Here is a 26559-nt window from a genome sequence, read left to right as displayed (position 1 = left end):
CGCGGACGAAGTGACCACCGGGGCTGTCCGTCGCGCTGGTCACAAGCTATGTTCGGCAGCACAACAAATCCTGATCCGTCGACGACGACGTCGAAGAGGAGTGTCCATGCGCACACAGCAAGCCGTCGAGCACCGCACCGGCGAGACCGTCCTGACGGTCGTCGACCCCCACGGAGCACCGCTCCCCGGCGTCGACGTCACCGTCGAGCAGACCCGGCACGCCTTCGGGTTCGGCAACATCGGCTTCGACTTCGTCGAGCTCGCGAACGGCGAGCTGTCCGGAGCCGAGGCCGCGGCCGCGGAGCACCTCGCCGATCTGTACACCGACGTCTTCACCACGGCGACACTGCCGTTCTACTGGGGCCGGTTCGAACCGGAGCGAGGCCGCCCGGACACCGCCCGTCTGCGCCGGACCGCCGAGTGGTTCCGCGACCGCGGGATCGCACTGAAGGGCCACCCGCTCGTCTGGCACACCGTGCAGCCGGACTGGCTGCTCGGCCTGCCGCTCGACGAGGTCGAGCAGCTGCAGCGGGAGCGCATCCGCCGCGAGGTCGGCGGCTTCGCCGGCCTGGTCGACACCTGGGACGCCATCAACGAGGTCGTGATCATGCCGGTGTTCGACAACGGCGACAACGCGATCACCCCGCTCGCCCGCGCGAAGGGGCGCATCCCCACCATCCGGATGGCGTTCGAGGAGGCCCGCGCGGCGAACCCGCACGCGACACTGCTGCTCAACGACTTCGACCTGTCGAGCGCCTACGAGTGCCTGATCGAGGGCGTGCTCGAAGCCGGGGTGCAGATCGATGCGATCGGGCTGCAGACCCACATGCACCAGGGCTACTGGGGCGAGGAGACGATGCTCGCGATGGTCGACCGCTTCGCCCGCTACGGCCTGCCGCTGCACCTCACCGAGACCTCGCTCGTGTCGGGGGACTTGATGCCCGCCCACATCGTCGACCTCAACGACTTCCAGGTCCCCTCGTGGCCGTCGACGCCCGAGGGTGAGGACCGTCAAGCAGACGAGGTCGAGCGGCACTACCGGAGCCTGGTCGGGCACCCGGCGGTCGAGTCGGTCACCTACTGGGGGATCACCGACGAGGGCGCGTGGCTGGGGGCACCGATCGGCCTGGTGCGCGAGGACGGCTCGCCGAAGCCGTCCTACGACGCCCTCCGTCGCCTCGTCAAGGAGGAGTGGTGGACCCCGCCGACCGTGCTGCGCACGGACGACCGGGGGCAGGTGCGGGTGCGCGGCTTCCGCGGGGAGTACCGGGCCGAGGTGCGCGGGGCGGCGACGGCGTTCGCCGTGGGGCGTGCGCACGGGGAGCAGCAGGTGGTCGCCTCGGTCTCGTGACCGGGTGGCGGACGGGAGGCGCGGTGCGGGTCCCGCACGCGCCTCCCGTCCGTCGGGTCGCACCGCGCGGCGACCTCGCCCCGGTGGGTCTGTCGCGGTGGTGGTGCCGGAGCGGTGTGCCCGTCCGGTCAGCCGATGTCGAGCGTCCGACCGAAGGTGCGGGTCACTGGCGGTCCGGCGAGCACCGCGCCGAGGGCGTTCGCGGCACCCTCGGGGGTCGCGCGCCACGCGACGTAGGCGTCGTGGTCCGCGGCGGTCGTCCACCGCTCGAGCACCACGGCGCGGCGCTGGTCGGTGTCGTCGACGAGCACCTCGAGCGACTCGTTGCCGGGGAAGCCCGCCGTCTGGGCGAGGGTCTCGCGGACCGCCGCGTCGATGGCGTCCTGGTCGACGTCGTCGCGGAACTGGACCTCGAGGAAGACCGTCTGGGTCACGGGGGCACCTTTCGTCTGCGGTGACCGGCCGTCGGCCACCCGTCGAGCCAACCGCGCGGGGACCGGTGGTGTTCCTGGTCGGGCGGAGTCCTCCCGCAACCCGACGCCGATGCGCGTCGACCCCGCGCGGCCGCGGACCCTGCGCGGCCGCGGACCCCTGCGCGGCCGCGGCCGGCCGCGTCGCTCGAAGCGTCGCGCCCGGACACGACGACGCCCCCGCCGCTGCTGCGACGGGGGCGTCCGGTGACCCCTGATCCGGATCGGTCACCGCTCGTGTGACGAGCCGTCCAGCACCGGACGACCCGTCGGCGACGGTCAGCGCGTGGCGCGGCCGGCGCGGGGGAGGAGCAGTCCGAGCACGATCATCGCGACGGCGAGGAACGCGTGCAGCACGTTGTCGGCGCTGTTCAGCGGGACGAAGTTCGCAGCGTTCGCCATGTTCGCGACGAACAGGCCGAAGACGAACAGGACGGCGTAGATGATGCCGCCGATGAGCAGGTAGGAGCGGGACCCACCGGCGGTGCGTGCGGCGAGCAGGCCGACGATGCCGAAGAGCAGGTGCACGATGTTGTGGAGCGCCGAGACCTGGAAGAGGCCGAGGAGCATCGCCATCGAGCTGTTGCCGGCGAACGACATGGTCCCCATGTCCATCGTGAGGCCCGGGATGAAGCCCGCGATGCCGACGATCAGGAAGACGACCCCGAACAGGAGGGCGCCCTTCTGCGTCAGCGTCGAGCCGTAACCGGTGGTGCGTGTAGCTGCGTTGCTGGTCATGGTGCAGTCCTTCCGAATGTGTTGCGTGACGACGTTCCCGTGCCACCGCGCGGTGGTGGTGGCGCCGTCTCTCAGGTCCTTCGTAGCAGCCGCTCAGCCGGTTTGCTCCGATGTGGAGGAAGTTGTCCAGCTTGTTGCGCAATGCGGCGTCCTCCCCAGGGATGACTCCCGGTCTCCACCGCAGGGGGGACGCGCCGGGCGGGACCACCGCCGTAGCGTGGACGCCGTGATCGAGATCGAGCATCTGTCCAAGCGCTACGGCGCCAAGACCGCCGTGGACGACGTCTCCTTCGTCGTCCGGCCGGGCGTCGTGACCGGCTTCCTCGGGCCGAACGGTGCCGGGAAGTCCACGACGATGCGGATGATCATGGGCCTCGACAGGCCCTCGTCCGGGAGCGTCCGGGTGAACGGGCAGGAGTACCGCTCGTTCCGTGACCCGCTCCACCAGGTCGGAGCCCTGCTCGAGGCGAAGGCCGTCCACTCGGGGCGCAGCGCGTACAACCACCTGCTGTCGCTCGCCGCGACGCACGGCATCCCGAAGTCGCGGGTGCACACCGTCATCGAGCTCACCGGGCTCGAGTCGGTCGCGAAGAAGCGCGTCGGCGGGTTCTCGCTCGGCATGGGACAGCGACTCGGCATCGCAGCAGCGCTGCTCGGCGACCCGAGGACGCTGATCCTCGACGAGCCGGTGAACGGCCTCGACCCGGACGGCGTCGTGTGGGTGCGTCAGCTCGCCCGGCACCTGGCGTCCGAGGGGCGCACGGTGTTCCTGTCCAGCCACCTGATGAGCGAGATGGCGCAGACCGCTGACCGCGTCGTCGTGCTCGGCCGTGGCAAGGTGCTCGCCGACGCCCCGATCGCCGAGTTCGTCGCGGGCAGTGGTCAGGGCGGCGGAGCACGCACCCTCGTCCGCACCCCGCACCCGGACCAGCTGTTCGGCGCGGTCGGCTCGGCCGCGTCCTCGGTCACCCCGCGCGAGGACGGCGCCTTCGTGGTCGTCGGCCCCGACGCGCAGCACATCGGCACGATCGCGGCGCAGACCGGCGCCGTGCTCCACGAACTCACCCCGATGGGTGCGAGCCTCGAGGAGGCGTACATGGCCCTCACGAAGGACGAGGTCGAGTACCAGGCGGAGGTCACCCGATGAGCCACGCGACGACCACCGCCGCCGTGCCCGGTCGCGTCGGACTCGGCGCCGGCCGGCTCGTCCGCAGCGAGTGGATCAAGTTCCGCAGCATCCGCTCGACGTGGTGGTGCTACGCCATCATCGTCGCGCTGACGGTCGGTCTCGCCGCCCTGATCGGCCTCAACGCGCCGGTGATGGGGTTGCCCGAGGGCGCGGAGGTGACGCAGGAGGTCGCGAACCGGCAGATCGTCCTGCTCAGCACCTCGTCGGTCGGCTTCACCGTGCTGGTGGCCGCCGTGCTCGGCGTGCTCATCATCACCGGCGAGTACGGCACCGGTCAGATCCGGTCCACCTTCACCGCCGACCCGCGCCGCACCGGGGCGGTCCTGGCCAAGGCCGTCGTGCTCGCTGTCGCCACGTTCCTCGTCAGCGCGGTCGCCACGTGGATCGGCGTCGTGCTCGTGTCGGTGTTCCAGGCGGACAAGGGCGTGCACGCCGACCTCGCCGACCCCTCGGTCTTCATGCCGATCCTCGGGTCGTCGCTCTTCGTGACGCTCATCGCGCTGCTCGCCTTCGGCATCGGGCTGCTCGTGCGCTCCAGCGCCGGCGGCATCGCGATCGCGCTCGGCGTGCTGCTCGTGCTGCCGATCGTCCTGCAGCTCGTCGCCAGCCTGGTGGACCAGCAGTGGCTGCTCGACGTGTCGCGCTTCCTGCCCGACCAGGCCGGCGGCCAGCTCTACACGTACGAGTCCTCCGGCACCGCGCAGACCGAGGGCGTCGTCCTGGACGGGTGGGCCGGCTTCGGCGTCCTGGCTGCGTGGGTCGTCGCCGTGGGCGTGATCGCCCTGGCGATGGTCAAGAAGCGCGACGTCTGAGGACACCACCGACCGACGACGGACGGGAGGCCCGGTGCCAGCTGGCACCGGGCCTCCCGTCCGTCGCGTGGTGCGTCACGGATGCACCCGTCCCGAGCCGGCGGGTTCAGATCGGCCGCGTGAACAGGGCGCGCAGGGCGCGGCCCAGTCGCCCCTGGCGGGGCTGCCGGTCGACCACCTGCACGGCGCGCGACGGCATCCGGAACGCCAGGTCGTGCAGCATGTTCCGCTTCGTGCCGTCCCAGTTGGCGAAGAGGTACGAGCCGCCGATGAACGACATGCTCCTGACCGGCGTGCGCTTCCACGAGTCGGCGGCGACGTAGTAGCCGGCGTGCCCCGCGTGGATGTGGTCGATGACGGTGTCGACGTCGACGACGCCGGTCGTGGTGACGACGGCGGTGATGCCCGTCCGGTCGCGGGCGACGTACTCGATGAGGTGTTCGGTCACGGCGTGCTCTGATCTGTGTCTGACTCGACCGGCCCGTGAGGTCGGCGCTCGGGAGGTGTTCGGAACCGCCCTTGCTTCCGCCTGGATGGTACGCCGAAGCGAGGGGCGCTTCCAGGCGAGGACGCGGTCGGGGGACGAACGTCCGGGCAGCGCGGGCTCCTGACCACCCGCGCCGGTGGGATGCTGGTCCGCATGCCCCTGTCCCGCCCGGCGATCACCGCTGCCCTGCCCGGCGTCGCCCTCGCCGTCGTGATCGGCGTCGCCGCGACCCTGATCGGACGGGCGGTCCCGGTGCTCGGCGGCCCGGTGCCGGCTGTGGTGCTCGGCGCGCTCGTCGGGTGGCTCGTGCGGCGTCGTCGGCAGCAGGACCACGGGACGGCCGACCTCGGTGGGCTCCAGCCGGGCGTGAAGTTCGCCTCGAGCCGGGTCCTGCAGGCGGCCGTCGTGCTGCTCGGAGCACAGCTGTCGATCGCCGAGGTCCTGCGCATCGGCGGCGAGACCCTCCCCGTGATGGTCACCACCCTCGTCGTCTGCCTGGTCGCGGCGTGGGGGATCGGCCGACTGCTGCGGGTGTCGAGCACGCTCCGCACGCTGATCGGCGTCGGGACCGGCATCTGCGGCGCCTCGGCGATCGCCGCCGTCACCCCCGTGGTCGGTGCTGCCAGCGCCGAGGTCGCGTACGCCCTGTCGACGATCTTCCTCTGCAACATCGCGGCCGTCTTCGTCTTCCCGCTCGTCGGCCATGCGCTCGGCCTGTCGCAGCACGCGTTCGGCGTCTTCGCCGGCACCGCCGTGAACGACACCTCGTCGGTGGTCGCGACCGCGACGATCTACGGCCGCCAGGCGACCGACACCGCGGTCGTCGTGAAGCTCGTGCGGACGCTGATGATCATCCCGATCGTCGTCGGGCTGGCCGGTCTGGAGGCACGGCGCACCGCCCGCGCGCAGCCGGACCCCGCCGACGGGCCGCGCCGCGCCGGGGGCGTCCGCGTGCTCCGGTTGGTCCCGTGGTTCCTGGTCGGCTTCCTCGTCGTGGTGCTGCTCCGGACCACCGGGGTCCTGCCTGCCGCCGCAGCGCCGGGGTTCTCCGCGGCGGCGACGTTCCTCATCACCGTGGCGCTGGCCGCGGTCGGAGTCTCCACCGACTTCGCGGCGTTGCGCCGTGCGGGGTTCCGCCCGATGCTGCTCGGCATCGCGCTGTGGGTGCTCGTCGCGGCGACGAGCCTCGGGGTGCAGGCGGCCTTCGGCCAGCTCTGACGGTCCGCGCCCGCGCCGCCGCTCGGTCCGCGCCGCCGCCCGTTCCGCACCGCCGTCGGTGGAGCAGGAATCGTCGGGTGGGACGAGGCGACCCGACGATTCCTGCTCCACCGACGTGCGCCCCACGCCCGAGGCGACCCCACGACGGACGGGAGGCACGGTGCCAGTCGGCACCGTCCTCCCTCGCAGGCTCGGTCGGCGCGCCCCGCGCAACGCTCCGCGTCGCCGCTGAGCGGTGCGCGCCCGTCCGGCGGTCTGCCGTCCGGCGGTCTGCCGTCCGGCGGTCTGCCGTCCGGCGGTCTGCCGGCTGCGGCGTCAGCCGCGCAGCGCCTCCGTCAGCTTCACGCGACCGCCGGTCCGGAGCAGCGCGTTCTCGTAGATCCGCGCGCCCACCGCGACCACGACGACCACCGATGCGGCGACGATCAGCAGCGACAGGATCGGCTCCCACCACTCGGCGGTCCCGAGGAAGATCCGCATCGGCATGCCGATCGGTGCGCTGAACGGCACGTAGGACATGATCCCCACGATCGTCTCGTTGTCCGCCGCCGAGACGATCAGGACGTACGGGATCATCACGAGGAGCATCACGGGCATCGTGACGCTGCCGACGTCCTCCTGGCGGGAGACGAGCACGGCCGACGCGGCGAACAGCGCGGCGATGAGCACGAACCCCACGGCGAAGAAACCGACGAACCAGAGCACGCTCGGCCCGAGCATCGAGAAGAAGTTCGTCTGCCCGGTCACGGCCAGTGCCACGGCGCCGGCGATCGCGATCGCGATGATCTGTGCGAACGCCATGATGCTGCTGCCGAGCACCTTGCCCGCGAGCAGCGCCCGGGCCGGGATCGCCGCCATCAGGATCTCGACCACGCGGGTGGACTTCTCCTCGACCACGCTCTGCGCGATCGACGAGCCGAACGTGACCGCCGAGGTGAAGAACACGACACCGAACAGGATGCCGATCGCGGACACCAGGCCGGCCGACAGGGTGCCGGGCCGCAGGAGCTCCACCTCCGGGGAGACGCTGAGGGCGTCGACGACGTCGGTCGGGGCGTCCTCGAGCCCGACGACCGCGAAGCCGAGGGTGTCGTCGGACGGCACGATCGCGGCGTCGACGTCGCCGTTGCGCACCAGGCGCTCGGCCTGCGCGACGGTCTCCGTCGGTGTCACGTCCAACCCCTGGGCGGACTGCAACGAGACGCCGTCGACGACCGCGACGGGCGTGGTGTCGTCCGCGGTGGCCTTGCCGACGATGCCCGCGATGACGACGGAGGCCACGACGGCCAGCACCAGGATCGCGGCCGAGATGATGAAGGCCTTGCTGCGGACGCGTGCCTGGATCTCGCGGACGGTGACGAGCCGGACGGCGTCGACGAAGTGGCTGGTCATCGGACGACCTCCCGGAAGACCTCGCTGAGCCGGGGCACGCGGGGCGCGAAGGACCCCACGGTGCCGTGCTGGACGGCGCGCTGCAGGACGCGCTGCGCGGTGACGTCGTCGGCCTCGAACACGGCGTAGCCCCCGTCGAACTCGCGGACGGCCACGCCGGGCTCGTCACGGAGCCAGGCCACGTCACCGTCGACCAGCAGCTCCCACGCGGCCCGACCGGCGCTCCGTCGCAGTTCCTCCTGCGGCCCGGCGGCCCGGATGGTGCCGTCGGCGATCACGACCACGTCGTCGCAGAGGCGTTCGACGACGTCGAGCTGGTGGCTCGAGAACAGGACCGGGACACCCTTCGCGGCGTGTTCGCGGAGGACCCCGAGCACGACGTCGACGGCCATCGGGTCGAGGCCCGAGAACGGCTCGTCGAGCACCAGGACCTCGGGGTCGTGGACGAGCGCTGCGGCGACCTGCACGCGCTGCTGGTTGCCGAGCGACAGCTTCTCGACGGCGTCGTCGGCGTGCTGCGCCAGGTCGAGTCGTTCGAGCAGGGCGGCGGTGCGCTGCCCTGCGGTCCGCTTGTCGACGCCGTGCAGGCGGGCGAGGTAGGTGACCTGCTCGGCGACGGGCATCTTCGGGTAGAGTCCGCGCTCCTCGGGCATGTACCCGAAGCGGCGCCGGTCGGCCGGCCCGACCTCGGTGTCGTCGATCGACACGCGCCCGGCATCGGCCTGCAGCACGCCGGGGAGGATCCGCATGGTGGTCGTCTTGCCGGCGCCGTTGCCGCCGACGAACCCCGTGAGTCGCCCGCTGCCGACCGTGAACCCCACGTCGTCGAGCACCCGGCGGTCGCCGAAGTGCTTCGTCACGCCTTCGATGGTGAGCATCGTCCGTTCCCCTTCCGTCGGCGGTCCTCGCCGACGTCTCGACGCTACGGGCCGGGAGGCACGGCCCACCTCCGGCGGAAGGCGGGACCTGGCAGGTGGTCGTCTCCACCGCGCGGGGGAGCCCGCGTGCACCGGCGTGCGTGGGGCGGCGGCGTGCGTGCGCCGCGGCGCACCTGCTCGGCGGCGCGCGTGTCCCGGCGGCGCGCGTGCTCGTGCCGCGGCACAGGGGTCTCGGCGGTGCCCGGGCTGGTCAGCCCCCGGCGGCGACGCCGTGCTCGAAGGCCCAGACGACCGCCTGGATCCGGTCGCGCACGCCGGTCTTCTGCAGGACGTTCGACACGTGCGTCTTCACCGTCGCCTCGCCGACGAAGAGGTCGCGGGCGATCTCGGCGTTGCTGCGGCCCCGCGCGAGCAGGCGGAGCACCTCGGTCTCGCGCTCGGTCAGGCCGACGTCGGCGATCGCTGCGGCGCCGGCGCCGGCGTCGTCGGGGCTCGTTCCGTCCGAGCCGACCTCGTCGGCGCCGTGGCCCGGGCAGGTGGGGCCGTGCGGGGCGGTCGCGCGGCTGATCACCCGACGGGTCACGTCCGGGGCGAGCAGGGCGTCCCCGGCGGCGACGGTCCGGACCGCGTCGATCAGCCGTTCGGGGGAGGCGTTCTTGAGCAGGAACCCGCTCGCACCGGCCTCGAGTGCCTGGAACAGCGCGTCGTCGTCGTCGAAGGTGGTGAGGACCAGGACGGCCGGCGGGTCCGGCAGTGCCGCGATCCGCCGTGCTGCTTCGAGTCCGTCGACACCGGGCATCTGGACGTCGAGGCAGACGACGTCCGGTCTCGTCGCGACCACCGCGTCGACCGCTGCTGCGCCGTCAGGGGCCTCGCCGACCACGCGGAAGCCGGGCTCGGACTCGAGGATGACGCGGAAGCCCGCGCGGACCAGGTCCTGGTCGTCCGCGAGCACGATCGTCAGGTCGTCGGCAGCCATGCCCGCACCAGGTACCCTCCTCGGGCCCGCGGCCCGATCTCGATGCGGCCGCCCACGGCGTCGACCCGCTCCCGCATGCCGACGTGGCCGAGGCCGCTGCCGCTGGTGTCGCGGGCCGCCCGCGCGCCGTGCCCGTCGTCGGCGACCTCGACCTCGATGCCGTCGTCGAGGTACCGCAGCCGCAGGTCCGCCCGCGCGGTGGGCCCGGCGTGCTTGACGACGTTCGTGACGGCCTCCTGCGCGATCCGGAACGCCACGGCGCCCACGGTCGGTGGGACGGCCCGCTCGTCACCGACCACGGTGTAGTCGGCGTCGTGACCGGCGGTGCGGACGGCGTCGACGAGCTCGGGCATCCGGCCGAGTCCGGCGGTGCTCGGCGCGGTGCCCGCCCTGCCGGCGCTCGCGCCGACCCGCTGGCTCGTGCCGGTGCCGTCCGTCCCGTGGTCGTCCTCGCGCAGGGTGCCGAGCATCCGCCGGAGTTCCTCGACCGCCGTGCGGGCACTGTCCTCGACGACCCCGAGCGACGCGGTGGCCTGTGCCGGATCGCGGTCGACGACGCGGCGGGCGGCGCCGGCCTGCACCCCCATCAGCGAGACGTGGTGCGCGACGACGTCGTGCAGTTCGCGGGCGATGCGGACGCGCTCCAGCGTGACGGCCTGCGCCGCGGTGCGCTCCCGCTCGGCGGCGAGCTCCGCGGTGCGCTCGGCCAGCTCGTGCTTGGCCAGCGCGGCCGCCCACGCGCGGTTGCCGGCGTACCAGGCGCCGCCGAAGTACAGGACGTTGATGAGGATGTTGACGAGCGAGTACGCGATGTACGGCGGGATGATCGCGTCGTCGTCGTTCGGCAGGGCGCTCGGCACCGACCACCCGAACGAGATCGCGAGGAAGAGCCACGCGAACATCCCGCCGATCACCACCCACCGCACGGCCTCGGCGCGCACCCGGTCGGAGCACCAGGCGCCGACCGTGTAGAGCGCGATGAACAGCGTGAAGTTGACCAGGATGATCTCGGGCACGTGGAGCAGCTGCGTCGCGGCGAACGCGAGCGCCGCCACGACGGCGACGGTCATCGGCCAGCGTCGGCGGAAGGCGAGCGGTCCCGCGTTCGCCACCACCATGAGCGCGGAGACCCACCACGCGGCCTGGTCGTCGCCGTACACACCGGCAGCGCCGTAGAGCGTCGTGGTGACCGCGAGACCGAGCCCGAGGACGAGTGCGAGCAGCAGGTCCTGCCGGTGCTCGCGCGGCCCGACGGGCAGCCTCGACCACTCCTCCGTCGTCCGCCCCATGCGGTCCACGCTAGCGGGTGGTCGACGCCGTCCGCAGGTCCTTCGCCCGGAGCGGCACGCCCGACGCCACCGCGACGAGCACGGCCGCGGCGACGAACGTCCCGGCCGACCCGAGCGAGCCGACGAGCACGCCGGCGACCGCCGCACCCAGGGCCTGCCCGGCGACGAGGACGACGAACAGCACCGAGGTGCCCGCGGCCGCGTGTCCGGGGTCGACCGCTCCGGTCCACGCGATCAGCGCGCCGGTCGCCGCGGTGTACCCCCAGCCGAACAGGGCGCACGCCGCGAGCGACACCGCGACCAGGCCCGGTAGCAGCCCGAGCACGAGCACCGCCACCGCGGCCACGGCGGTCGTCAGCACCCACTGGCGGGCGGGCGACATCGTGCTCGTCCACCGCGCGGTCACGGCGACCGCCGCGCCCCCGGCGCCGAGCGCCGTCCAGGCCACGATCGTCAGGGTCGTCGGTACCCCGGCGTCGACGAGGACCGAGCGGCCGTACGTCCAGACGACGGCCGACCCCGCACCGAAGAGCAGGGCGACCACGACCGGTGTGGTCTGCGCGGTGAACCACGACCGTCCGGGCAGGGCCGGGGCCGACGTGCGCTCGGGACGGCCCGCGGCGACGACCAGCAGGACGTCGATCGCCAGCGTGACCGCTCCTGCCACCGTCCACGCCGTGCGCCAGTCCGGCAGCAGCAGGAGGGCGAGGACCCCGGCGGCGACCAGGCCCGGTCCGGTTCCCGAGTTCACGACCGCCTGTGCGCGCTCCCGTCGGTCCGGGGCGACGCGCACGGCCACGAGCTGCACCATCGCCGGTGACGCCAGGCCGGCTCCTGCCGAGGCGGCGACGGCGGCGGCGCCGAAGACCGCGGTCGTGGGCGCCGCGGCCATCACGAGCGCGCCGACACCGCCGCTGACGGCGGCAGCGAGGACCAGCCACCTGGCCGCCCGTGCCGCGAGCAGGAACCCGACGACGGCGCCGACGCAGTACAGGACCGACGCCCCCGCCGACACGGCCCCACCGGCGTCGGCGCCGAAGCCGAGGTCGTGCTGCACGTCGGGCAGGAACAGGCCGTAGGCCAGCCGGACCAGGCCGTAGGTCGCAGCGATCAGGCCGAGGCCGGCCACGACCAGGAGGCGGTCCGGAAACAAAAACGATCGTTTCACTTCTGCGACCCTAGGCTGGCGGCATGGCCATGCGTCCAGCAACCGAGCAGCGCGTGCTCGACGCCGCCGAGGAGCTCTTCTTCACCCGGGGCATCGCGGCCACGCCGATCGACGCGGTGCTCGAGCGGGCCGGGGTGTCGTCGGCGACGCTCTACCGCGGGTACCCGAGCAAGGAAGCCCTGGTCGCCGCGGCCCTCGACCGCCGCCACGACGACTGGGTCGCGACGTGGGACCGTGCAGTCGCCCGGGCGTCGGACGACCGCGGCCGGTTGCTCGCCGTCTTCGACGCACTCGACGCCTACCGCTCCACCCCGACGGGCTCCCGCTGGTGCGCGTTCCTCGGCACGGCGGCCGAGTACGTCGACGCTCCCGAGGACCTCCGTTCGGTGCTCGACCGTGAGACGGCCACGCTCCGGCACCGGCTCACCGAGACCGCCCGCCCGCTCGTCGGCGACGGTGCGCCGGCGCTCGCCGCGCAGCTGCTGCTCGTCGTGTCCGGGTCCCTCGCGATGCGACTCCGCGATCCCGCTGCCGACTCCGCCGTCGCCCGGGGGATCGCCGAGGCGCTCCTTCCCTAAGCGTTCCCGCTGCCCGGACCCGGCAGGTCCGCAGCCGCGACGGCCGTCGAGGACGCCACGATGAGCACGTGCCGACCCGACCCGGCGCGACCGCGATCACCCGCCGGGCACTCCTCGGTGCGGATCGACTGCGGGACGGGCGACGGCTTCGAGCCGTGCCGAGCGTCGCGTCGTCCCCGGTCGGTCAGCCGGCGGTGACGAGCAGCTGGTCGACCGCTGCGAGCACCTCGTCGACCTCGGTCCGGGTCGTGTAGTCGACGTGCACGTCCGCGAACCGGACCGTGCCCGCCTCGTCGATCACGAACACCGACGGGAACGGGATCGCCGCGGTGTCGTCCGCGTTGCTGTCGGCGACGTCGAAGCCGAGCTGCGTGTGCGCTCCACGAGCGGCAGCGCTCGGCTCCGTGACGATGCCGAAGCGGGCCGCGAGCACGTTCTCGGGGTCGGTCAGCACGGGGAAGGCGAGCTCGCCGTTCGCGATCGACTGCTCGGCACCCTCCGGCGTCTGCGGCGACACGGCGACGAGCTGCACGCCGCGCTCCTGCAGCGCGGGAAGGAGCTCCTGCTGGTACGTGCGCAGGGTGATGTTGCAGTAGGGGCACCAGGCGCCGCGGTAGAAGACGACGACGGTCGGGGCGTCGCCGCGGACCGCGCTGAGCGACGTCTCCTCGCCGGTCGGGGTCACCAGCCGGGCGTCCGGGGCGGCCTCGCCCGCGCGGACGACGCCGTCGGGCACGCCGGCCGCGCGCAGGTCGGCCTGCTCGCCGTCGAAGACCGCGGACAGCTCCGGGCCGATCTGGGCGGTGAAGCCCTGGTTGAAGTCGTCCACCTGGCGGGCGATGGTCTGGTCGGTCACGTCGGTCACGTCGGTCTCCTCGGGTCCGGGACGCCGGCGGGTGGGCCGGTGCGTGGAGCGTAGGCACGTCTCCTCGGCGGGGGAACGGTCGTCGTCACGGAGCGTCATCCGGGCGGCCGAGCGTGATCCGCGCTCAGATCTTGGGCGGTCGGATGATGGGGTCGCTCCACTTCGGGAACGGCGGGTACTCGCCGGGGAGGGACTCTTCGGGGTACTCCTCGTCGTTGCGGCCGCCGACCGCTTCGGTCAACTCGAGTCCGTCGTTGGTCCAGAAGAGTTCGCTGTAGGCCGTGAGGGCATGGTTGCCGTTGTCGACGACGAGGTACTGGATGTGCCACCCGTCATCGGTGATCGCCCACACGTCGTGGTTCTTCCCGAGCGTGCGCTCTCGCCACGGCCAGCCCTGGTCCTCGAAGTAGTCGATCATCGGTCGCAATTCACGACGATCGTTGCCAGCGTCCGAGGAGGACCAGACGCGTGATGTGCGCAGATCGTAGCTGTTCTCGGTGGTCGAACCGACCAACGGGGTGACGCCGTCACCGCCGATTCCCGGGACGCGGTCGCCGCCGACCCACCGCCACTTGCCGTCGTGCACTCGACGTTGTGCGGCAGCGAGCACCTGCTGCATCCGCTCGTAGTGCTCGTGGTACCGATCGAACTCCTCGTGGAGCGACATCCGCGCCACATCTTCCTGCGTCAGCCCTGCGGCGTCGACGGGCATGCGGTCTCCTCCTGCCGTGCACCCGGACAGGAGCCAGGTACAGACGACGGTTGCGATGAGGGCACGGATCGATCGCATGGTCTTCATCCTCGCCCTTCCGTTGCGATGATCTGGGAGATGGTGTCCTGCGCCGTTGAGCCGGGGGTCAGGTAGCCGACCTGGCCAGCGGCCTCGGGGTACATGTCGTGGCCCGTCACGGCTGTGAGGCCGTCCGCCGCTTCGGAGCTGAAGACCTCGACGTCCGGCAGGTCGCGCGGGTCGGTCCGGCGGATCCTGCCGTAGACGGCGGTGTGGTCCGCCTGTCCTTCCGTCGCGTACACCCGGTCGACGTGCAGGTGTTCCGGCCTGGCGGCGTCGGTGAAGCCGACCGACCCGTACGTGACGAAGGTGTCGACGCGGTGCCGGGTCTGGGCCAGTGCTTCGGCTGCGGTCGTGGACCCGTACGAGTGGCCGAGCACCGTGAGGCGACGCGGTGCGCCGCCTCGACTGTCGTGGATGCCGTCGAGGAAGGATGCCAGTTCTGCCCCGCCCGCGGTTGCTCGTCCCTGCGACGGGACTTCGGCGATGGCTGGCGCGCGGTAGCCGAACCAGGACACGACCGCGTAGGACATCGAGCCCCGGAGCCTTGCCGCGGAGTCGAGGAGCCCCGACGCAGCGCGGACCTTCTGCAGCGTGCTGTCGAGCGTCGTCGTCGCCCCGGGGACGTTCACCGCGACGTTCTCAGCGGTGTCGAGGTTGCCCAGCACGACGGCTGCGACGGGAGCGCCGTTCGCGACGCCGAAGCCGACGAGCTGTGCCACCCTCGCGGTGGGTGTGGGCAGATCGGCCGCGAGTTGGTCGGCCCGCTGGAGGCCCTGAGCGAGCGCGCGGACCTGTGCAGTGAACACCTCGAGGCTCACCGAGCCGTACGTGTACGCCAGCCCGAAGAGTCGGTACATCCGCCCCGGGTCCCGGACCGCTGTGGCGAGCACCCGCCGCGATGCCACGTCACGAGCGACGGCGGGCACCCCGTCGAGGTTCGCCACCTGCATCTGAGTGCGCAGCGGAAGCGCCGCGATGTCCTCCGCCGTGAACCCGAGCTCCCTCCATGCCGCTGCGACCTGTGCCGGGGTCAGGGACGGATCGAGCAGTCGCTGCATCGAGGGCGGCAGGGTCGACGCCCCGGTGACGTCGAGCGCGACATCGGCGAGCGGCCCTCCGCCGGCAGCCTCGAACGCGTCGGCGATCCGGGCCGCCCACCGGGCGTCCTCGGCGTTCTCGTCGAGGTACGCACCGAACCCGCCCGGCAGCGGGGGCGCCTCGACGGGGACCCACGGGCAGCGGTCGCGGAACCCGGCCCACGCGTTCCGGACCCGGACGAGGTCCTGTTCCGTCGCGCCGTCCTGTGCCCAGGAAGCAGCAGCGAACCGCCGCAACCGGTCCGGGTCGGCACTGCTGCGTGCGCCGGCGTGGCCGCCGGTGCGCTGCCGGCGTCGAGCACGGAACGTCGCGGTGACGGGCGTCGGTCGGACCGGGACGTCGGACGGCTCCGGATCGAGGACCGCCGCGCTCGCGTCGAGCACGGGCTCCCACACGGCGCCGACGCCGACCAGTGCGTGCTGGCGGTCGGCCGCCCGCCTCCGCCAGGCCGCGAGCTCCGAGCGGCGGTGCCGCTCCTGCAAGGCCTGGTGCTGGGCGACACGCACCTGGTCGGCGAGGTCGTCGAGGGCGCGTGCGAGACGCACCCGGTCCTCCGACTCGACGGTCCTCGCGGACTCGAACAAGCGCGCGTACCCGCCGTCGAAGTCCCGGAGCGCTGCTCCTGCAGCGCTCCGGCGCGGCCCCGCGCTCCCGCGCAGTGCCAGCGCGGCCTGCGCAGCGCACGCTGCGAGCTGCGCAGCTGCGGCGTCGTCGAACTCGAACCCCACGTTCCACCCCCATCACCAGATCGGCAATGTGTAGAACGTAGCATTTCAGGAACGGGGGCGGCAGAGTTCGGAGCACCGCCCTTCGGGGACAGGAGGCGCGTGCCCGGCCCGCCCCGCGCCTCCCGTCCGCAGTGGTGCGCCAGGGAGGCGCGCACGACCAGGAGCAGCACGCACCACGTGTTCAGGTGGTGCGATCTGCCTTCCGTTGTGCGGGAGCATCGCGCGCCGCGCGCAAGCGCTGCCGCCAGCGCGGCGCGCCTCAGGCGCGACCGCGGTTGCGCCGCCGGATCTCCTTCGGCGCACGCCCCGCCGTGAACGACCTGGCCGGGTCGACGAGGAACCCCTGCCGCAGCGCCTGGCGGCCGACGAGCATCCGGAACCCCATCTGGTCGCGGTTGCTCAGCGTGACCTCGGCGTCGATCGTGCGGCCCGCCAGCGTGATGGGGGTGAGCACGACGATGCGCTCCTGCGTGTGCCCCGTCGAGCTCCGGACGATCCGGCGGTCGTGCACGTCGCACTCGTGCGTGACGGCGTCGGCGTCGGTGTCCTGCCACGGGTGCACCGAGAAGCGCACCCGGTCGCCGGGGAGCTCCTCGAGGTCGAACGCGTGCAGCGCGGAACTCCGCGCCCCGGTGTCGAGCTTCACCTTGATCCAGGGCAGGTCCAACCCGGGCAGGGCAGCCCACTCGCGCCATCCTGCGATCGTCGGGTTCCGGGCCATGTGCCCATCCTGTCCCATGCTTTGATGGAGCGTCGCCGTCGACGTCCTCGAACCCCCGTGGAGCACCCCGATGAAACTCGCCATCCTGTCGCGCGCCCCGCGCGCGTACTCGACGCAGCGCCTCCGTGCGGCGGCGATCGATCGCGGGCACGACGTCAAGGTGCTGAACACCCTGCGGTTCGCGATCGACCTGACCGCCGACGAGCCGGACCTGCTCTACCGCGGGAAGCTGCTCAGCGACTACGACGCGGTGCTCCCGCGCATCGGCAACTCGATCACGTACTACGGCACCGCCGTCGTCCGGCAGTTCGAGCAGATGGACGTCTACACGCCGAACACCGCAACGGGCATCACGAACTCGCGTGACAAGCTCCGCGCGAACCAGATCCTGTCCCGGCACCACATCGGCATGCCGGCGACCACGTTCGTGAACAGCCGCGCCGACGTCCGGGGAGCGATCGACCGCGTCGGTGGCGCTCCCGTCGTCATCAAGCTGCTCGAGGGCACGCAGGGCATCGGGGTGATCCTGGCGCCCGAGGCGAAGGTCGCCGAGTCGATCGTCGAGACGCTGCACTCCACGAAGCAGAACGTGCTCATCCAGTCGTTCGTCTCGGAGAGCCGCGGCAAGGACATCCGCGCCCTCGTCGTCGGCGACCGTGTGGTGGCCGCGATGCGCCGGAGCGCCAGCGGCGACGAGTTCCGCTCGAACGTGCACCGCGGTGGCACGGTCGAGAAGGTCACGTTGACCCCGGAGTACGAGGAGGCCGCGGTCCGCTCGGCGCAGATCATGGGTCTGCGGGTCGCCGGCGTGGACATGCTCGAGGGCAACGACGGACCCCTGGTGATGGAGGTGAACTCGTCGCCCGGGCTCGAGGGCATCGAGCGCGCCACGGGCCTCGACGTCGCCGGCGCGATCATCGACTTCATCGGCAACCAGGTGGCGTTCCCGGAGATCGACGTCCGCCAGCGCCTCAGCGTCTCGACGGGCTACGGCGTCGCCGAGCTGCTCGTGCACACCAACGCCGACCTCGTCGGCAAGACGATCAAGGAGTCCGGGCTCTGGGACCGGGACATCACCGTGCTGACGCTGCACCGCGGTGCGTCGGTGATCCCGAACCCCCGCAGCGGCGTCGAACTGCAGGCGAGCGACCGACTGCTGTGCTTCGGCAAGCTCGAGGAGATGCGCTCGATGATCCCGGACCGTCGGCGTCGGCGCAGCAAGGTCCGCAAGCTCCCGAAGGACGCGTGACGCCTCCGCACGGCGCACCCGGACCCCACGTCCAGGCGAGATGCGGAAGTATGTGTCGGTGACGATCATGACGGAACGGCCGGTCGACCAGGCGACGAGCAGTGAACCGGAGCGCCCCGGCAACGCCACGGCGAAGCACCAGAACGTGTCGCTGCTCTCGGTGGCGACGACCACCGCGGAGCGCGTCACGACCTCCGCGGACATCGAGGAGCGCCTCCGTGGGGCCCTCCGGCGACTCCGGCTGCCGATGGGTCTGCTCGAGCGTGTCGCCGGTGTCACGGAGCGCCGCAACTGGGGCGAGGGCCAGACCTTCCAGGACGCCGCGATCGACGCCGGCCGCCGCGCGATGGCCGAGGCCGGGGTCCGTCCGGACGAGATCGGTCTCCTCATCAACACCTCGGTGACCCGTCCGCACCTCGAGCCGTCGGTGGCAGTCCGCCTGCACCACGGGCTCGGGCTGCCGACGTCCGCGATCAACTTCGACATCGCGAACGCGTGCCTCGGCTTCGTGAACGCGATGAGCGTGGCCGCGGGCATGATCGACTCCGGGCAGATCAAGTACGCGCTCGTCGTGGACGGCGAGGACGCCGACCAGGTCCAGCTCAACACGATCGACCGCCTGAACCAGGGCGGCCGGAACCGCAAGGACTTCATGAGCGAGTTCGCGAGCCTGACCCTCGGGTCCGGCGCCGCAGCCGCCGTGCTCGGCCCGTCCGACGTCCACCCCGAGGGGCACCGCATCGTCGGCGGTGTCACCCGCGCGGCGACCCAGTGGTACGACCTGTGCGTCGGCAGCGTCGACGGCATGTTCACCGACGCCAAGATGCTGCTGAAGGGCGGCATGGAGCTCGTCGTCGCCGCCTGGAACGAGGCCCGCGCGCACTTCGACTGGGCGGACATGGACCGCTACGTGCTGCACCAGGTCTCCGACGTGCACACGAACGCCTTCGTCGAGGCCATCGGCGTCCCGCGCACCAAGGTCCCGACGACCTACCAGCGCTTCGGCAACGTCGGCCCGGCATCGATCCCGATCACCCTCGCGGACGAGGTCGCCCGCGGCGGCATCACCCGCGGCGACCGCGTGTTCCTGGGTGGCGTGGGCTCGGGCATCAACACGGCGATGATGGAACTGCGCTGGTGAGGTCCGGCCTCCCGCGCGTCGCCGCCAGCACGGCTCCGGCGACGCTCCCGCCGCCCCTGCCCGGGCTCGACCCGGCCTGGTCACGGCTGGTCACCGTCGCCGGTGGCGCGGACCGGCCGGGAGGCACGTCCCGCCCCGCGCGCACCTGGCACCTCCTCGACACGGCCGGCTCCCTCGAGGCGCTCGGCGTGACACCGGTCGGCACCCTGCTCTGCGTGCACGGGAACCCGACGTGGTCCTACCTGTGGCGGTCGGTCGCCACCCGCACGCTCGACGTCGCCCGGGCCGGCGGCCCGGCCTGGCGCGTCGTCGCGGTCGACCAGCTCGACATGGGCTTCTCGGAGCGCACCGCGGACCAGCACCGCCTGGCCGACCGCGTCCGCGACCTCGGCGCCCTGACCGACGAGCTCGCGCTCACCGGGCCCGTCGTCACCCTCGGGCACGACTGGGGCGGTGTCGTCTCGCTCGGCTGGGCGGTCGACCACCCCGAGCTCGTGGTGGGCGTGGCGACGTGCAACACCGCCGTGCACCAGCCCGTCGACGCCCCGATCCCCGCTCCGCTCCGGCTGGCGCTGCGCCCCGGCGTGCTCGGGCGTGGGACGGTCCTGACCCCGGCGTTCCTCGAGACGACGCTCGCCATCGCCCATCCGAGGCTCGAGCGAGCGACCGCCGATGCCTACCGGGCGCCGTACCGCGGTGCGGCCCGTCGGGGCGGCGTCGGTGGCTTCGTCGCGGACATCCCCGTCGACGCGGCACACCCCAGCGCGACCGAGCTCGACCGGATCGCCGCCGGTGTCGCGGCGCTCGAGGTCCCGGCGCTCGTGATGTGGGGCCCGCGTGACCCGGTGTTCCTCGAGCGGTACCTCGACGACCTGGTGGAGCGGATGCCGCACGCCGACGTCCACCGCTTCGAGGGTGCCGGTCACCTGCTCCCGGACGACGCCGACGTGGCGGGGACGGTGCTCGACTGGCTCGGCGACCACCTGCCGGACGGCCGGCCGCACCCGGGAGCCGCCCCGCGCCTCCCGTCCGCTGCCGCCGCCGCGCCTGCAGGTGGCGCGCCTGCCGGAGCCGGGCCTGCCGCTGCCGCGCCTGCCGGAGCCGCGTCTCACGCTGAGCGACCGATCTCGGGTCCTGCGGTGCGAGACGCGTCGCCCAGCCCGAGTCCCGGGTCCGACCACCGGCCGCTCTGGGCCGCGCTCGACGAGCTGCGCGACTCCGACGACCCCGCGCTCGTCGAGATGGCGGCCGCCGGCGGGCCCCGGACGATCTCCTGGCGGCTGCTCGCCCGACGGATCCACGAGGTCGCGGCCGGACTGCAGGACGTCGGTGTCCGTCCCGGCGACCGTGTCTCGCTCCTCGTCACCCCCGGCGCCGACCTCACTGCCGCGCTCTACGCGTGCGTCCGCATCGGCGCCGTCGTGGTGGTGGCCGATGCCGGTCTCGGTCTGCGCGGTCTGACCCGGGCGGTCCGCGGAGCCCGACCGGACTGGATCGTCGGAGCGCGTCCCGGTCTGGCTGCCGCACGCGCGCTCGGGTGGCCCGGACGCCGCATCGCGACCGTCGCGCTCCCGGCACCGGCGCGCCTGGCGCTCCGTGTCGAGCACAGCCTCGCCGAGGTCGCCCGACTCGGAGCCCGTCGACTCGCAGCCGGCGCCGAGCTCCCGGCGGCCCCCGCCGCGGGCGAGCCGGCGGCCGTGCTGTTCACCTCCGGGTCGACCGGCCCGGCCAAGGGCGTCGTCTACACGCACGGGCAGCTCGCCGCGGTGCGGGACGTCCTCGCGGCGCAGTACGGCGTCGGCGTCGGCACCGGTCTGGTCGCCGGGTTCGCCCCGTTCGCCCTGCTCGGGCCCGCGCTCGGCGCCCGCTCGGTGGCGCCGGACATGGACGTCACCGCGCCCCGGACCCTGACGGCCCGTGCGGTCGCGGATGCGGTCACCGCGGCCGACGCGACGGTCGTGTTCCTGTCTCCGGCGGCGCTGGCGAACGTCGTGCGGACGGCGTCCGCGCTGACCGCGGCCGACCGTGCCGCGCTCGGCCGGGTCCGCCTGTTCCTGTCGGCCGGGGCACCGGTGTCCGCGTCGCTCCTGACCGCGGCCACCGAGCTCATGCCGAACGCGTCGGCGCACACCCCGTACGGCATGACCGAGGGGCTGCTCATGACGGACATCGACCTCGACGGGGTCCGCGCGGTCTCGGGTGACGCCACCGAACAGGGCATCTGCGTCGGGACGCCCGCGGCTGGTGTCCGCGTCCGGATCGCCCCGCTCGACGGTGCCGGACGACCGGTCGGTGCCCTCACCACGGAGCCGGGCGTCACCGGCGAGGTCGTCGTGTCCGCTCCCCACGTCCGCGACCACTACGACCGGCTCTGGCGGACCGACCGGGTCTCGCGGCTCGGCGTCGACGACCCGCGCGGCCACCGCACCGGTGACGTCGGACACCTCGACGCCGACGGTCGCCTCTGGATCGAGGGGCGGCTGCAGCACGTGCTGACCACCCCCGAGGGCGTCGTCACCCCGGTCGGTCCCGAGCAACGGATCGAGCGCGTCGACGGTGTCGGCCGCGTTGGCATCGCCGGCGTCGGACCGGAGGGGACACAGCAGGTCGTGGCCGTCGTGGAGACCGTTCCCGCAGCTCGTCGTCCGGGTCTGGCGTCGACCGAGCTGGCGACCGCCGTCCGTGCGGCAGCGGGGGTACCGCTCGCCGCGGTGCTCGTCGTGCCCGTGCTGCCGACCGACATCCGGCACAACTCGAAGGTCGATCGTGCACGGCTGTCGCGGTGGGCGTCGGCCGTGCTGGGCGGTGGGCGGATGGTCCGCCCGTGATCGTGCTCGTCACGGGGGCCAGCGGGTTCCTCGGTCGGGCGACCGCGGCCGCCGTGCGTGCCGCCGGGCACCAGGTCCGGACGTTCCAGCGGCGCCCCTCCGGCGTCGACGGGGTGACGGACGTGCTCGGATCGATGACCGACGGCGCAGCGGTGGCTCGTGCTGTCGAGGGCGCCGACGCGGTCGTGCACCTCGCGGCGAAGGTCTCCCTCGCCGGCGACCCGGCCGACTTCGTGCGCGTCAACGTCGACGGCACGCGGACTCTGCTCGACGCGGCACGCGCGGCGGGGGTGCAGCGGTTCGTCTTCGTGTCGTCGCCCTCGGTGGCGCACACCGGCTCGTCCCTGGCCGGCAGCGGCGCCGGTCCCGCCGAGCCGACGGCCGCCCGGGGGCACTACGCCCGGACGAAGGCCGCCGCCGAACTCCTGGCCCTGGCCGCTGACGGACCGGGCTTCGCGGTGGTCGCCGTGCGCCCGCACCTGGTGTGGGGCCCCGGGGACACGCAGCTCGTCGGACGGATCGTCGAGCGCGCGCGCGCCGGGCGGTTGCCGCTGCTCGACTCGGGAGCGGCGCTCATCGACACGCTCTACGTCGACAACGCCGCTTCGGCGATGGTCGCGGCGCTGGACCACGCTGCGGACGACGGGGTGCACGGCGCCGCCTACGTGGTGACGAACGGCGAGCCCCGGCCGGTGGGGGAGCTCCTCGCCGGCATCTGCGTCGCATCGGGCGTCCCGGCGCCGCGCCTGCACGTGCCGGCCGCCCTCGCCCGTGCGGCGGGATCGGTGGTCGAGGCGGTGTGGCGTGTCCGTCCGGGTGCGGACGAGCCCCCGATGACCCGGTTCCTGGCGGAGCAGCTGTCGACGGCGCACTGGTTCGACCAGCGTCGGACCCGGCGCGACCTGGGGTGGGCGCCGACCGTCACGATCGACGAGGGGCTCGACCGGTTGCGCGAGTCCGCTCGGCGCTGACCGGGTTCGTCAGTTGCAGTACTCCGTCGGCGGCGCGTCGTCGACGGTGCTCACCCACACCTCGTCGACCGGGAAGTCCGGTCCGCGTGTCGAGAAGGTGACGAACGATCCGTCCACGGTCGTGGTGAGACCGCCGTACGGGTCGTCCGTGACCGCGGGGTCCGGGTCCGACGTGGACGACCGGCGGAGGTCCGGGTACGCGGCACGGAGTTCGGCGACCGTGCTGCCGGGTCCGATGCCGGCCGCGGTGGTCGGGGGGCGATCCGTCGTCTCGGCGAGTCCGCGGACCGAGAGCGACTCGATGCGGCCGTCGGCACCGGTGATGATCGTGAGCAGCGTGCCCTTGCCGGCCCAGAAGGACGCCCGCGGGTTCGAGCAGGACGAGAACTCGTCCGACAGCACGCCCCGGAGGTCGTCGGTCTCGGCGTCGAGTTGCCCGCCGAGGGCGACCGGACCGACCTCGGTACCCGAGATCGTCCAGGTGGACGGGTCGGAGAGCGAGTAGGGCGGCCGGGTCGACGTGGGTGTGGGCGTCGGCGTGGACGTGGGCGTCAGGACCGGTGTCGGCTCGTCGGAGACGGGTGCTCCGGACGGTGCCTCGCTCGGCAACTGCTCGGGGGTGTCGCTCGGTGCGGGCGCCTGGGCCTGCCCGGTGAACGACGTCGGGATGAGCCCGAGTGCGACACCGCCCCCGGTTGCACCGAGCAGCAGGACGCCCACGATGCCGAGGGCGATGCCGGTCGTCCGTCCGCGACGGGACCGACGGGGTGTCGCGTGTTCGAGCACGTGCCGCTTCATCGGCACGAGCATGCGCTGCAGATCGTCTCCCTGCGGGGGCTCAGTGTCCATCACGCATCACCGCCTTCCGGGGACGCTGCACGGGTCGGGCGCCGCGGGAGCCGACCGCGGCGACCGTGAGCCCGAGGTCGCGAGCCGCGTCGGCGTACGGGCGTCCGTCGACGACGCACCGCTCGCACAGGGACCGGTCGTCCGCCGACATCGCGTCGACGGTGCCCCTGACCCACCGCAGGGGGTCGCCGCCCGCCGGGACGCGGCCGACCGTGCGCTGGGCGACGTCGCGACATGTAGCGAGGAGCCAGGGCAGCAGGGACGCGGTCGCGAGCTGCAGGGAGTCGGCCCGGTCCCACAGCGCACCGAAGGTGTCCTGCACGATGCCTCGGGCCTCGTCGGGCGTGGCCGCGAACACCCAGGCCACTCGCGTGAGCACGGGAGCGTACCGGTCGAACAGGTGCGCGAGGGCGTCACGGTCGCCGGCGGTCGTGCGCCGGAGCAGCGTGACGTCGTCAACGGCGTCCTCGTCCACGGTTCCCCCTCACCCCGGTCGTGTCGGTCCCTCACCCTGATGATGTCGTGTGGGGAGCGATCCTGACGGATCGGGTGCGCGGAACGTGCGCCCGCGCGTGTCGCGCCGGGCAGGGGCGACGTCGTGACGGACGGGAGGCATGGTGCGGGCGGGCACCGCGCCTCCCGTCCGTGGGGTGGTGCGTGGGAGCCGCGACGGACCCGTGTCCGGGTCACGGGTCCGTCGCGGGTCGGGCGTCGGCGGTGCGTCGTCGCAGCGCCGACGAGTCGGAGTGCGGCGCCGACCGGGTCAACCGGTGAAGCGCTGCCAGAGCTCGGTGACGATGGGCCAGACGTCACCGGCACGGTCAGCCGAGGCGACCGCGATGGTCACGACCGGGTAAGCCGTGACGGCGAGGCTGACCAGGACCGCGATGACGACGGCGAACACCGAGCTCACGGTGTGGCGGCGGGTCAGTGCGAGCAGGAGCAGCGCGAGGACGACCACCAGGCCGAGCAGCGTGACGAGGGTGATGCGGACGAACGGGAACGGCACCAGGCCCGCGGTCGTCGCGGTGACCCCGCCGAGGAAGCCGACCAGGGGCAGGTACGCGCCGAGGGCCACGGCGAGCACCAGCACCATGCCGATGCCGGACGCGGTCCAGACGCCGCGCGGACGGGGTCGCCGGGCTCTGGTGCCCCGGCGTCCCGTCCACGCGGTGCTCATCGCTGCGCCTCGCCCCGGTCCTCGGCGTGCTCGCCCTCGTGGTGGGTGGCCTCGTCGTGGTGCGCGGCTGCCTCGTCGCGGACGACGTCGGCGGCGTGCTCGATGCGGTCAGCGGCGTCGTCGAGGGCGTCGGCGACGCGGTCGTCGACGTCCGTGTCGGCCGCGTGCGCGCCGCGGTGGTGCGGGTCGGCACCCTCGGTCTGCTCGGTGTGCTCGACACTGTCGGCGGCGTCGTGCGCGGTCGAGGCGGCGGCATCCGCGGCGTCGGACGCGGCGGCACCGGCGTCGGCGGCGGCATCGGTCGCGGCAGCGGCGGCACCGGAGGCGTGCTCACGCACCTCGTCGGCGGCGTCTGCGGTGGCGTCCTTCGCAGCGCTGACCGCGTCCTTCGCGGCATCGCCCGCCTCGGAGGACTTCTGCGCGGCCCGTTCGGCGGCGTCGGATGCTGCCTCGCGGGCGTCGTCCACGGCGTCGGCGGTGCGCTCACGCGCGGTGTCGACGGCGTCGGCGGTCTTCTCACGCGCGGTGTCGATCGCGTCCGAGGCCCGGTCGCCCAGGTCGGATGCGGTCTCGCGAGCCTGATCGACCGCTTCACCGGCGGCGTCACGTGCGCGGCCGGCGGCGTCACGCGTGGCGTCGGCGGCGTCCTGTGCCGCGTCGCGGGCCCGCTCGGCGACCTCGGCAGCGCCCGCGCGGACGTTCTCGGCGGCACCGGCCACGGCGGACCCCGTGCCGTCGACGGCGTCGCCGATCGCGTCCCCGGCCCTGTCGATCGGGGTCGGTTCGTCGTCGAAGGGGCCGTGCACGTCGAGCACGCGGACATCGACGGTCGTCGGACGGCCGGTTGCGAGTTGCGAGACCGCGTTCGTCACCTGTCGGCGGACCTCCTCGGCGACCGCAGGGACCGGCTCCGGGTACTCGACGACGACCGACACGGTCACGTCGAACGTGCCGTCGTTGTCGTCGACCTGGACACCGGGGGCGCCGGCGGTCCGGCCGAGCTGCGCTCGGACGCGGTCGGCGGCGCGGGCGACGAGCCCGCCGAGGTGGTGGACGCCCGGCACGCCGAGCGCCGTCTCCGCCGCGGTGCGGGCGGCGACCACCAGGGGCCCGGCGTCGTCGGGGAGCGGGGTGGTCAGTTCGGACGGCAGGTCCACCTCGGTGACCTGGGTCCGTGCGTTCGGATCGTGCTGCATGGCTTCCTCCTCCAGAACAGGACGGCCGTCGCTCCCGTCCGGGAGCGACGGCCGTGGTCCGCTACTACTTGAAGACGTCCTTGACGTCCTCGCCGGTCTGCTTCGCGCTCGCAGCGGCCTGGTCCTTCTTGCCGTCAGCGACCTTCTCGTCGTTGTCGGTCGCCTTGCCGAAGGCCTCCTTGGCCTTGCCGGAGAGGTCCTGTGCGGCGTTCTTGATCTTGTCGTCGAGTCCCATGAGGGGTTCCTTCCTTGTCGGTCGGGCTGGTCGCCCGGGTGGTGTGGACTGCGGTGTGGCCGGTGCTCCGGCTCGGGCACTACTGGACGCGGGTGGTGCGTGCCAGTGCGGTGCGGGTGCCGCCGGTGAGGTGGACCAGGACCGGGACCTGCCGGC

General features: G+C 73.2%; 26 protein-coding genes. 9 read left to right on the top strand and 17 right to left on the bottom strand.

Annotated features, from left to right (window positions below):
- Nucleotides 1–106 precede the first annotated feature (106 nt).
- Entirely contained in the window at nucleotides 107–1351 is a 1245-nt protein-coding gene (locus QUG93_RS14595) for an endo-1,4-beta-xylanase (RefSeq protein WP_289475042.1), read from the top strand.
- Between the two features lie 128 nt (nucleotides 1352–1479).
- On the opposite strand, the gene QUG93_RS14590 is transcribed toward QUG93_RS14595, so the two are convergent.
- Both QUG93_RS14590 and QUG93_RS14585 read right to left on the bottom strand, forming a co-directional pair.
- A complete protein-coding gene (locus QUG93_RS14590; RefSeq protein WP_289475039.1) occupies nucleotides 1480–1785 on the bottom strand; it encodes a putative quinol monooxygenase in 306 nt (101 codons plus the stop codon).
- A gap of 315 nt (nucleotides 1786–2100) precedes the next feature.
- Complete coding sequence (locus QUG93_RS14585; RefSeq protein WP_289475037.1) at nucleotides 2101–2559, bottom strand: DUF4383 domain-containing protein; 459 nt, start codon at nucleotides 2557–2559, stop codon at nucleotides 2101–2103.
- 226 nt (nucleotides 2560–2785) lie between these two features.
- On the opposite strand from QUG93_RS14585, the gene QUG93_RS14580 reads away from it, so the two are divergent.
- A complete protein-coding gene (locus QUG93_RS14580) occupies nucleotides 2786–3706 on the top strand; it encodes an ABC transporter ATP-binding protein (RefSeq protein ID WP_289475035.1) in 921 nt (306 codons plus the stop codon).
- Nucleotides 3703–4560, top strand: a complete 858-nt coding sequence (locus tag QUG93_RS14575; protein WP_289475033.1) for an ABC transporter permease subunit — start codon at nucleotides 3703–3705, stop codon at nucleotides 4558–4560. The genes QUG93_RS14580 and QUG93_RS14575 overlap by 4 nt, the downstream gene beginning before the upstream one ends.
- A gap of 106 nt (nucleotides 4561–4666) precedes the next feature.
- On the opposite strand, the gene QUG93_RS14570 is transcribed toward QUG93_RS14575, so the two are convergent.
- Nucleotides 4667–5008 carry a hypothetical protein gene (locus QUG93_RS14570; protein WP_289475031.1) on the bottom strand — a complete coding sequence of 114 codons (342 nt, stop codon included), beginning with the start codon at nucleotides 5006–5008 and terminating at the stop codon, nucleotides 4667–4669.
- Between the two features lie 192 nt (nucleotides 5009–5200).
- On the opposite strand from QUG93_RS14570, the gene QUG93_RS14565 reads away from it, so the two are divergent.
- The gene (locus QUG93_RS14565) at nucleotides 5201–6265 is read left to right on the top strand and encodes a YeiH family protein (RefSeq protein ID WP_289475029.1); all 1065 of its coding nucleotides are present in this window, start codon (nucleotides 5201–5203) and stop codon (nucleotides 6263–6265) included.
- A 315-nt stretch (nucleotides 6266–6580) separates the two neighbouring features.
- Here the strand turns inward: QUG93_RS14565 and QUG93_RS14560 are convergent, their stop codons facing one another.
- The 5 genes from QUG93_RS14560 to QUG93_RS14540 form a co-directional block, all read right to left on the bottom strand.
- Nucleotides 6581–7657: an ABC transporter permease gene (locus QUG93_RS14560; protein WP_289475026.1), complete on the bottom strand. Its 1077-nt coding sequence runs from the start codon at nucleotides 7655–7657 to the stop codon at nucleotides 6581–6583.
- Complete coding sequence (locus QUG93_RS14555; protein ID WP_289475023.1) at nucleotides 7654–8535, bottom strand: ABC transporter ATP-binding protein; 882 nt, start codon at nucleotides 8533–8535, stop codon at nucleotides 7654–7656. The genes QUG93_RS14560 and QUG93_RS14555 overlap by 4 nt, the downstream gene beginning before the upstream one ends.
- Before the next feature lie 250 nt (nucleotides 8536–8785).
- Nucleotides 8786–9514, bottom strand: a complete 729-nt coding sequence (locus tag QUG93_RS14550; protein WP_289475022.1) for a response regulator — start codon at nucleotides 9512–9514, stop codon at nucleotides 8786–8788.
- Nucleotides 9496–10803, bottom strand: a complete 1308-nt coding sequence (locus tag QUG93_RS14545) for a sensor histidine kinase (RefSeq protein WP_289475019.1) — start codon at nucleotides 10801–10803, stop codon at nucleotides 9496–9498. Before QUG93_RS14545 ends, QUG93_RS14550 begins: the two co-directional genes overlap by 19 nt.
- 10 nt (nucleotides 10804–10813) lie before the next feature.
- Nucleotides 10814–11956 (bottom strand): MFS transporter, encoded by a 1143-nt coding sequence (locus QUG93_RS14540; protein ID WP_289475016.1) that lies wholly within the window; start codon nucleotides 11954–11956, stop codon nucleotides 10814–10816.
- Nucleotides 11957–11994: 38 nt separating this feature from the next.
- Between QUG93_RS14540 and QUG93_RS14535 the strand changes: the two genes are divergently transcribed.
- Entirely contained in the window at nucleotides 11995–12549 is a 555-nt protein-coding gene (locus tag QUG93_RS14535) for a TetR/AcrR family transcriptional regulator (protein ID WP_289475013.1), read from the top strand.
- A 184-nt stretch (nucleotides 12550–12733) separates the two neighbouring features.
- Here the strand turns inward: QUG93_RS14535 and QUG93_RS14530 are convergent, their stop codons facing one another.
- The 4 genes from QUG93_RS14530 to QUG93_RS14515 all read right to left on the bottom strand — a co-directional run bounded on the left by QUG93_RS14530 (nucleotide 12734) and on the right by QUG93_RS14515 (nucleotide 16754).
- On the bottom strand, nucleotides 12734–13414 hold the full coding sequence (locus QUG93_RS14530; RefSeq protein ID WP_289475011.1) for a peroxiredoxin-like family protein: 681 nt from the start codon (nucleotides 13412–13414) through the stop codon (nucleotides 12734–12736).
- Between the two features lie 124 nt (nucleotides 13415–13538).
- Nucleotides 13539–14204 (bottom strand): hypothetical protein, encoded by a 666-nt coding sequence (locus QUG93_RS14525; protein WP_289475009.1) that lies wholly within the window; start codon nucleotides 14202–14204, stop codon nucleotides 13539–13541.
- A gap of 5 nt (nucleotides 14205–14209) precedes the next feature.
- A complete protein-coding gene (locus QUG93_RS14520; protein WP_289475006.1) occupies nucleotides 14210–16033 on the bottom strand; it encodes an alpha/beta hydrolase in 1824 nt (607 codons plus the stop codon).
- Nucleotides 16034–16292: 259 nt separating this feature from the next.
- On the bottom strand, nucleotides 16293–16754 hold the full coding sequence (locus QUG93_RS14515) for an ATP-dependent zinc protease family protein (RefSeq protein ID WP_289475003.1): 462 nt from the start codon (nucleotides 16752–16754) through the stop codon (nucleotides 16293–16295).
- A 70-nt stretch (nucleotides 16755–16824) separates the two neighbouring features.
- On the opposite strand from QUG93_RS14515, the gene rimK reads away from it, so the two are divergent.
- The 4 genes from rimK to QUG93_RS14495 all read left to right on the top strand — a co-directional run bounded on the left by rimK (nucleotide 16825) and on the right by QUG93_RS14495 (nucleotide 22943).
- Nucleotides 16825–18003: a 30S ribosomal protein S6--L-glutamate ligase gene (rimK, locus tag QUG93_RS14510; protein ID WP_289475000.1), complete on the top strand. Its 1179-nt coding sequence runs from the start codon at nucleotides 16825–16827 to the stop codon at nucleotides 18001–18003.
- A gap of 67 nt (nucleotides 18004–18070) precedes the next feature.
- Entirely contained in the window at nucleotides 18071–19144 is a 1074-nt protein-coding gene (locus QUG93_RS14505) for a 3-oxoacyl-ACP synthase III (protein WP_289475215.1), read from the top strand.
- Nucleotides 19141–21972 carry an alpha/beta fold hydrolase gene (locus QUG93_RS14500; protein ID WP_289474997.1) on the top strand — a complete coding sequence of 944 codons (2832 nt, stop codon included), beginning with the start codon at nucleotides 19141–19143 and terminating at the stop codon, nucleotides 21970–21972. The genes QUG93_RS14505 and QUG93_RS14500 overlap by 4 nt, the downstream gene beginning before the upstream one ends.
- Complete coding sequence (locus tag QUG93_RS14495) at nucleotides 21969–22943, top strand: NAD-dependent epimerase/dehydratase family protein (RefSeq protein ID WP_289474993.1); 975 nt, start codon at nucleotides 21969–21971, stop codon at nucleotides 22941–22943. The genes QUG93_RS14500 and QUG93_RS14495 overlap by 4 nt, the downstream gene beginning before the upstream one ends.
- A 9-nt stretch (nucleotides 22944–22952) precedes the next feature.
- Here QUG93_RS14495 and QUG93_RS14490 read toward each other — a convergent pair whose 3' ends face one another.
- From QUG93_RS14490 to QUG93_RS14470, 5 genes are all read right to left on the bottom strand, one after another.
- Nucleotides 22953–23792, bottom strand: coding sequence for a hypothetical protein (locus QUG93_RS14490; protein WP_289474991.1), 840 nt, complete (start codon nucleotides 23790–23792; stop codon nucleotides 22953–22955).
- On the bottom strand, nucleotides 23782–24267 hold the full coding sequence (locus QUG93_RS14485) for an RNA polymerase sigma factor (protein WP_289474990.1): 486 nt from the start codon (nucleotides 24265–24267) through the stop codon (nucleotides 23782–23784). Before QUG93_RS14485 ends, QUG93_RS14490 begins: the two co-directional genes overlap by 11 nt.
- 288 nt (nucleotides 24268–24555) lie before the next feature.
- A complete protein-coding gene (locus QUG93_RS14480; RefSeq protein ID WP_289474987.1) occupies nucleotides 24556–24972 on the bottom strand; it encodes an MFS transporter permease in 417 nt (138 codons plus the stop codon).
- Nucleotides 24969–26168 (bottom strand): Asp23/Gls24 family envelope stress response protein, encoded by a 1200-nt coding sequence (locus QUG93_RS14475; RefSeq protein WP_289474984.1) that lies wholly within the window; start codon nucleotides 26166–26168, stop codon nucleotides 24969–24971. The genes QUG93_RS14480 and QUG93_RS14475 overlap by 4 nt, the downstream gene beginning before the upstream one ends.
- A 64-nt stretch (nucleotides 26169–26232) precedes the next feature.
- Complete coding sequence (locus QUG93_RS14470) at nucleotides 26233–26403, bottom strand: CsbD family protein (protein WP_289474981.1); 171 nt, start codon at nucleotides 26401–26403, stop codon at nucleotides 26233–26235.
- Nucleotides 26404–26559 lie beyond the last annotated feature (156 nt).

The organism is Curtobacterium caseinilyticum (assembly GCF_030363035.1).
Classification (GTDB): Bacteria; Actinomycetota; Actinomycetes; order Actinomycetales; family Microbacteriaceae; genus Curtobacterium; species Curtobacterium caseinilyticum.
This window is presented reverse-complemented; position numbering and strand designations above follow the sequence as displayed.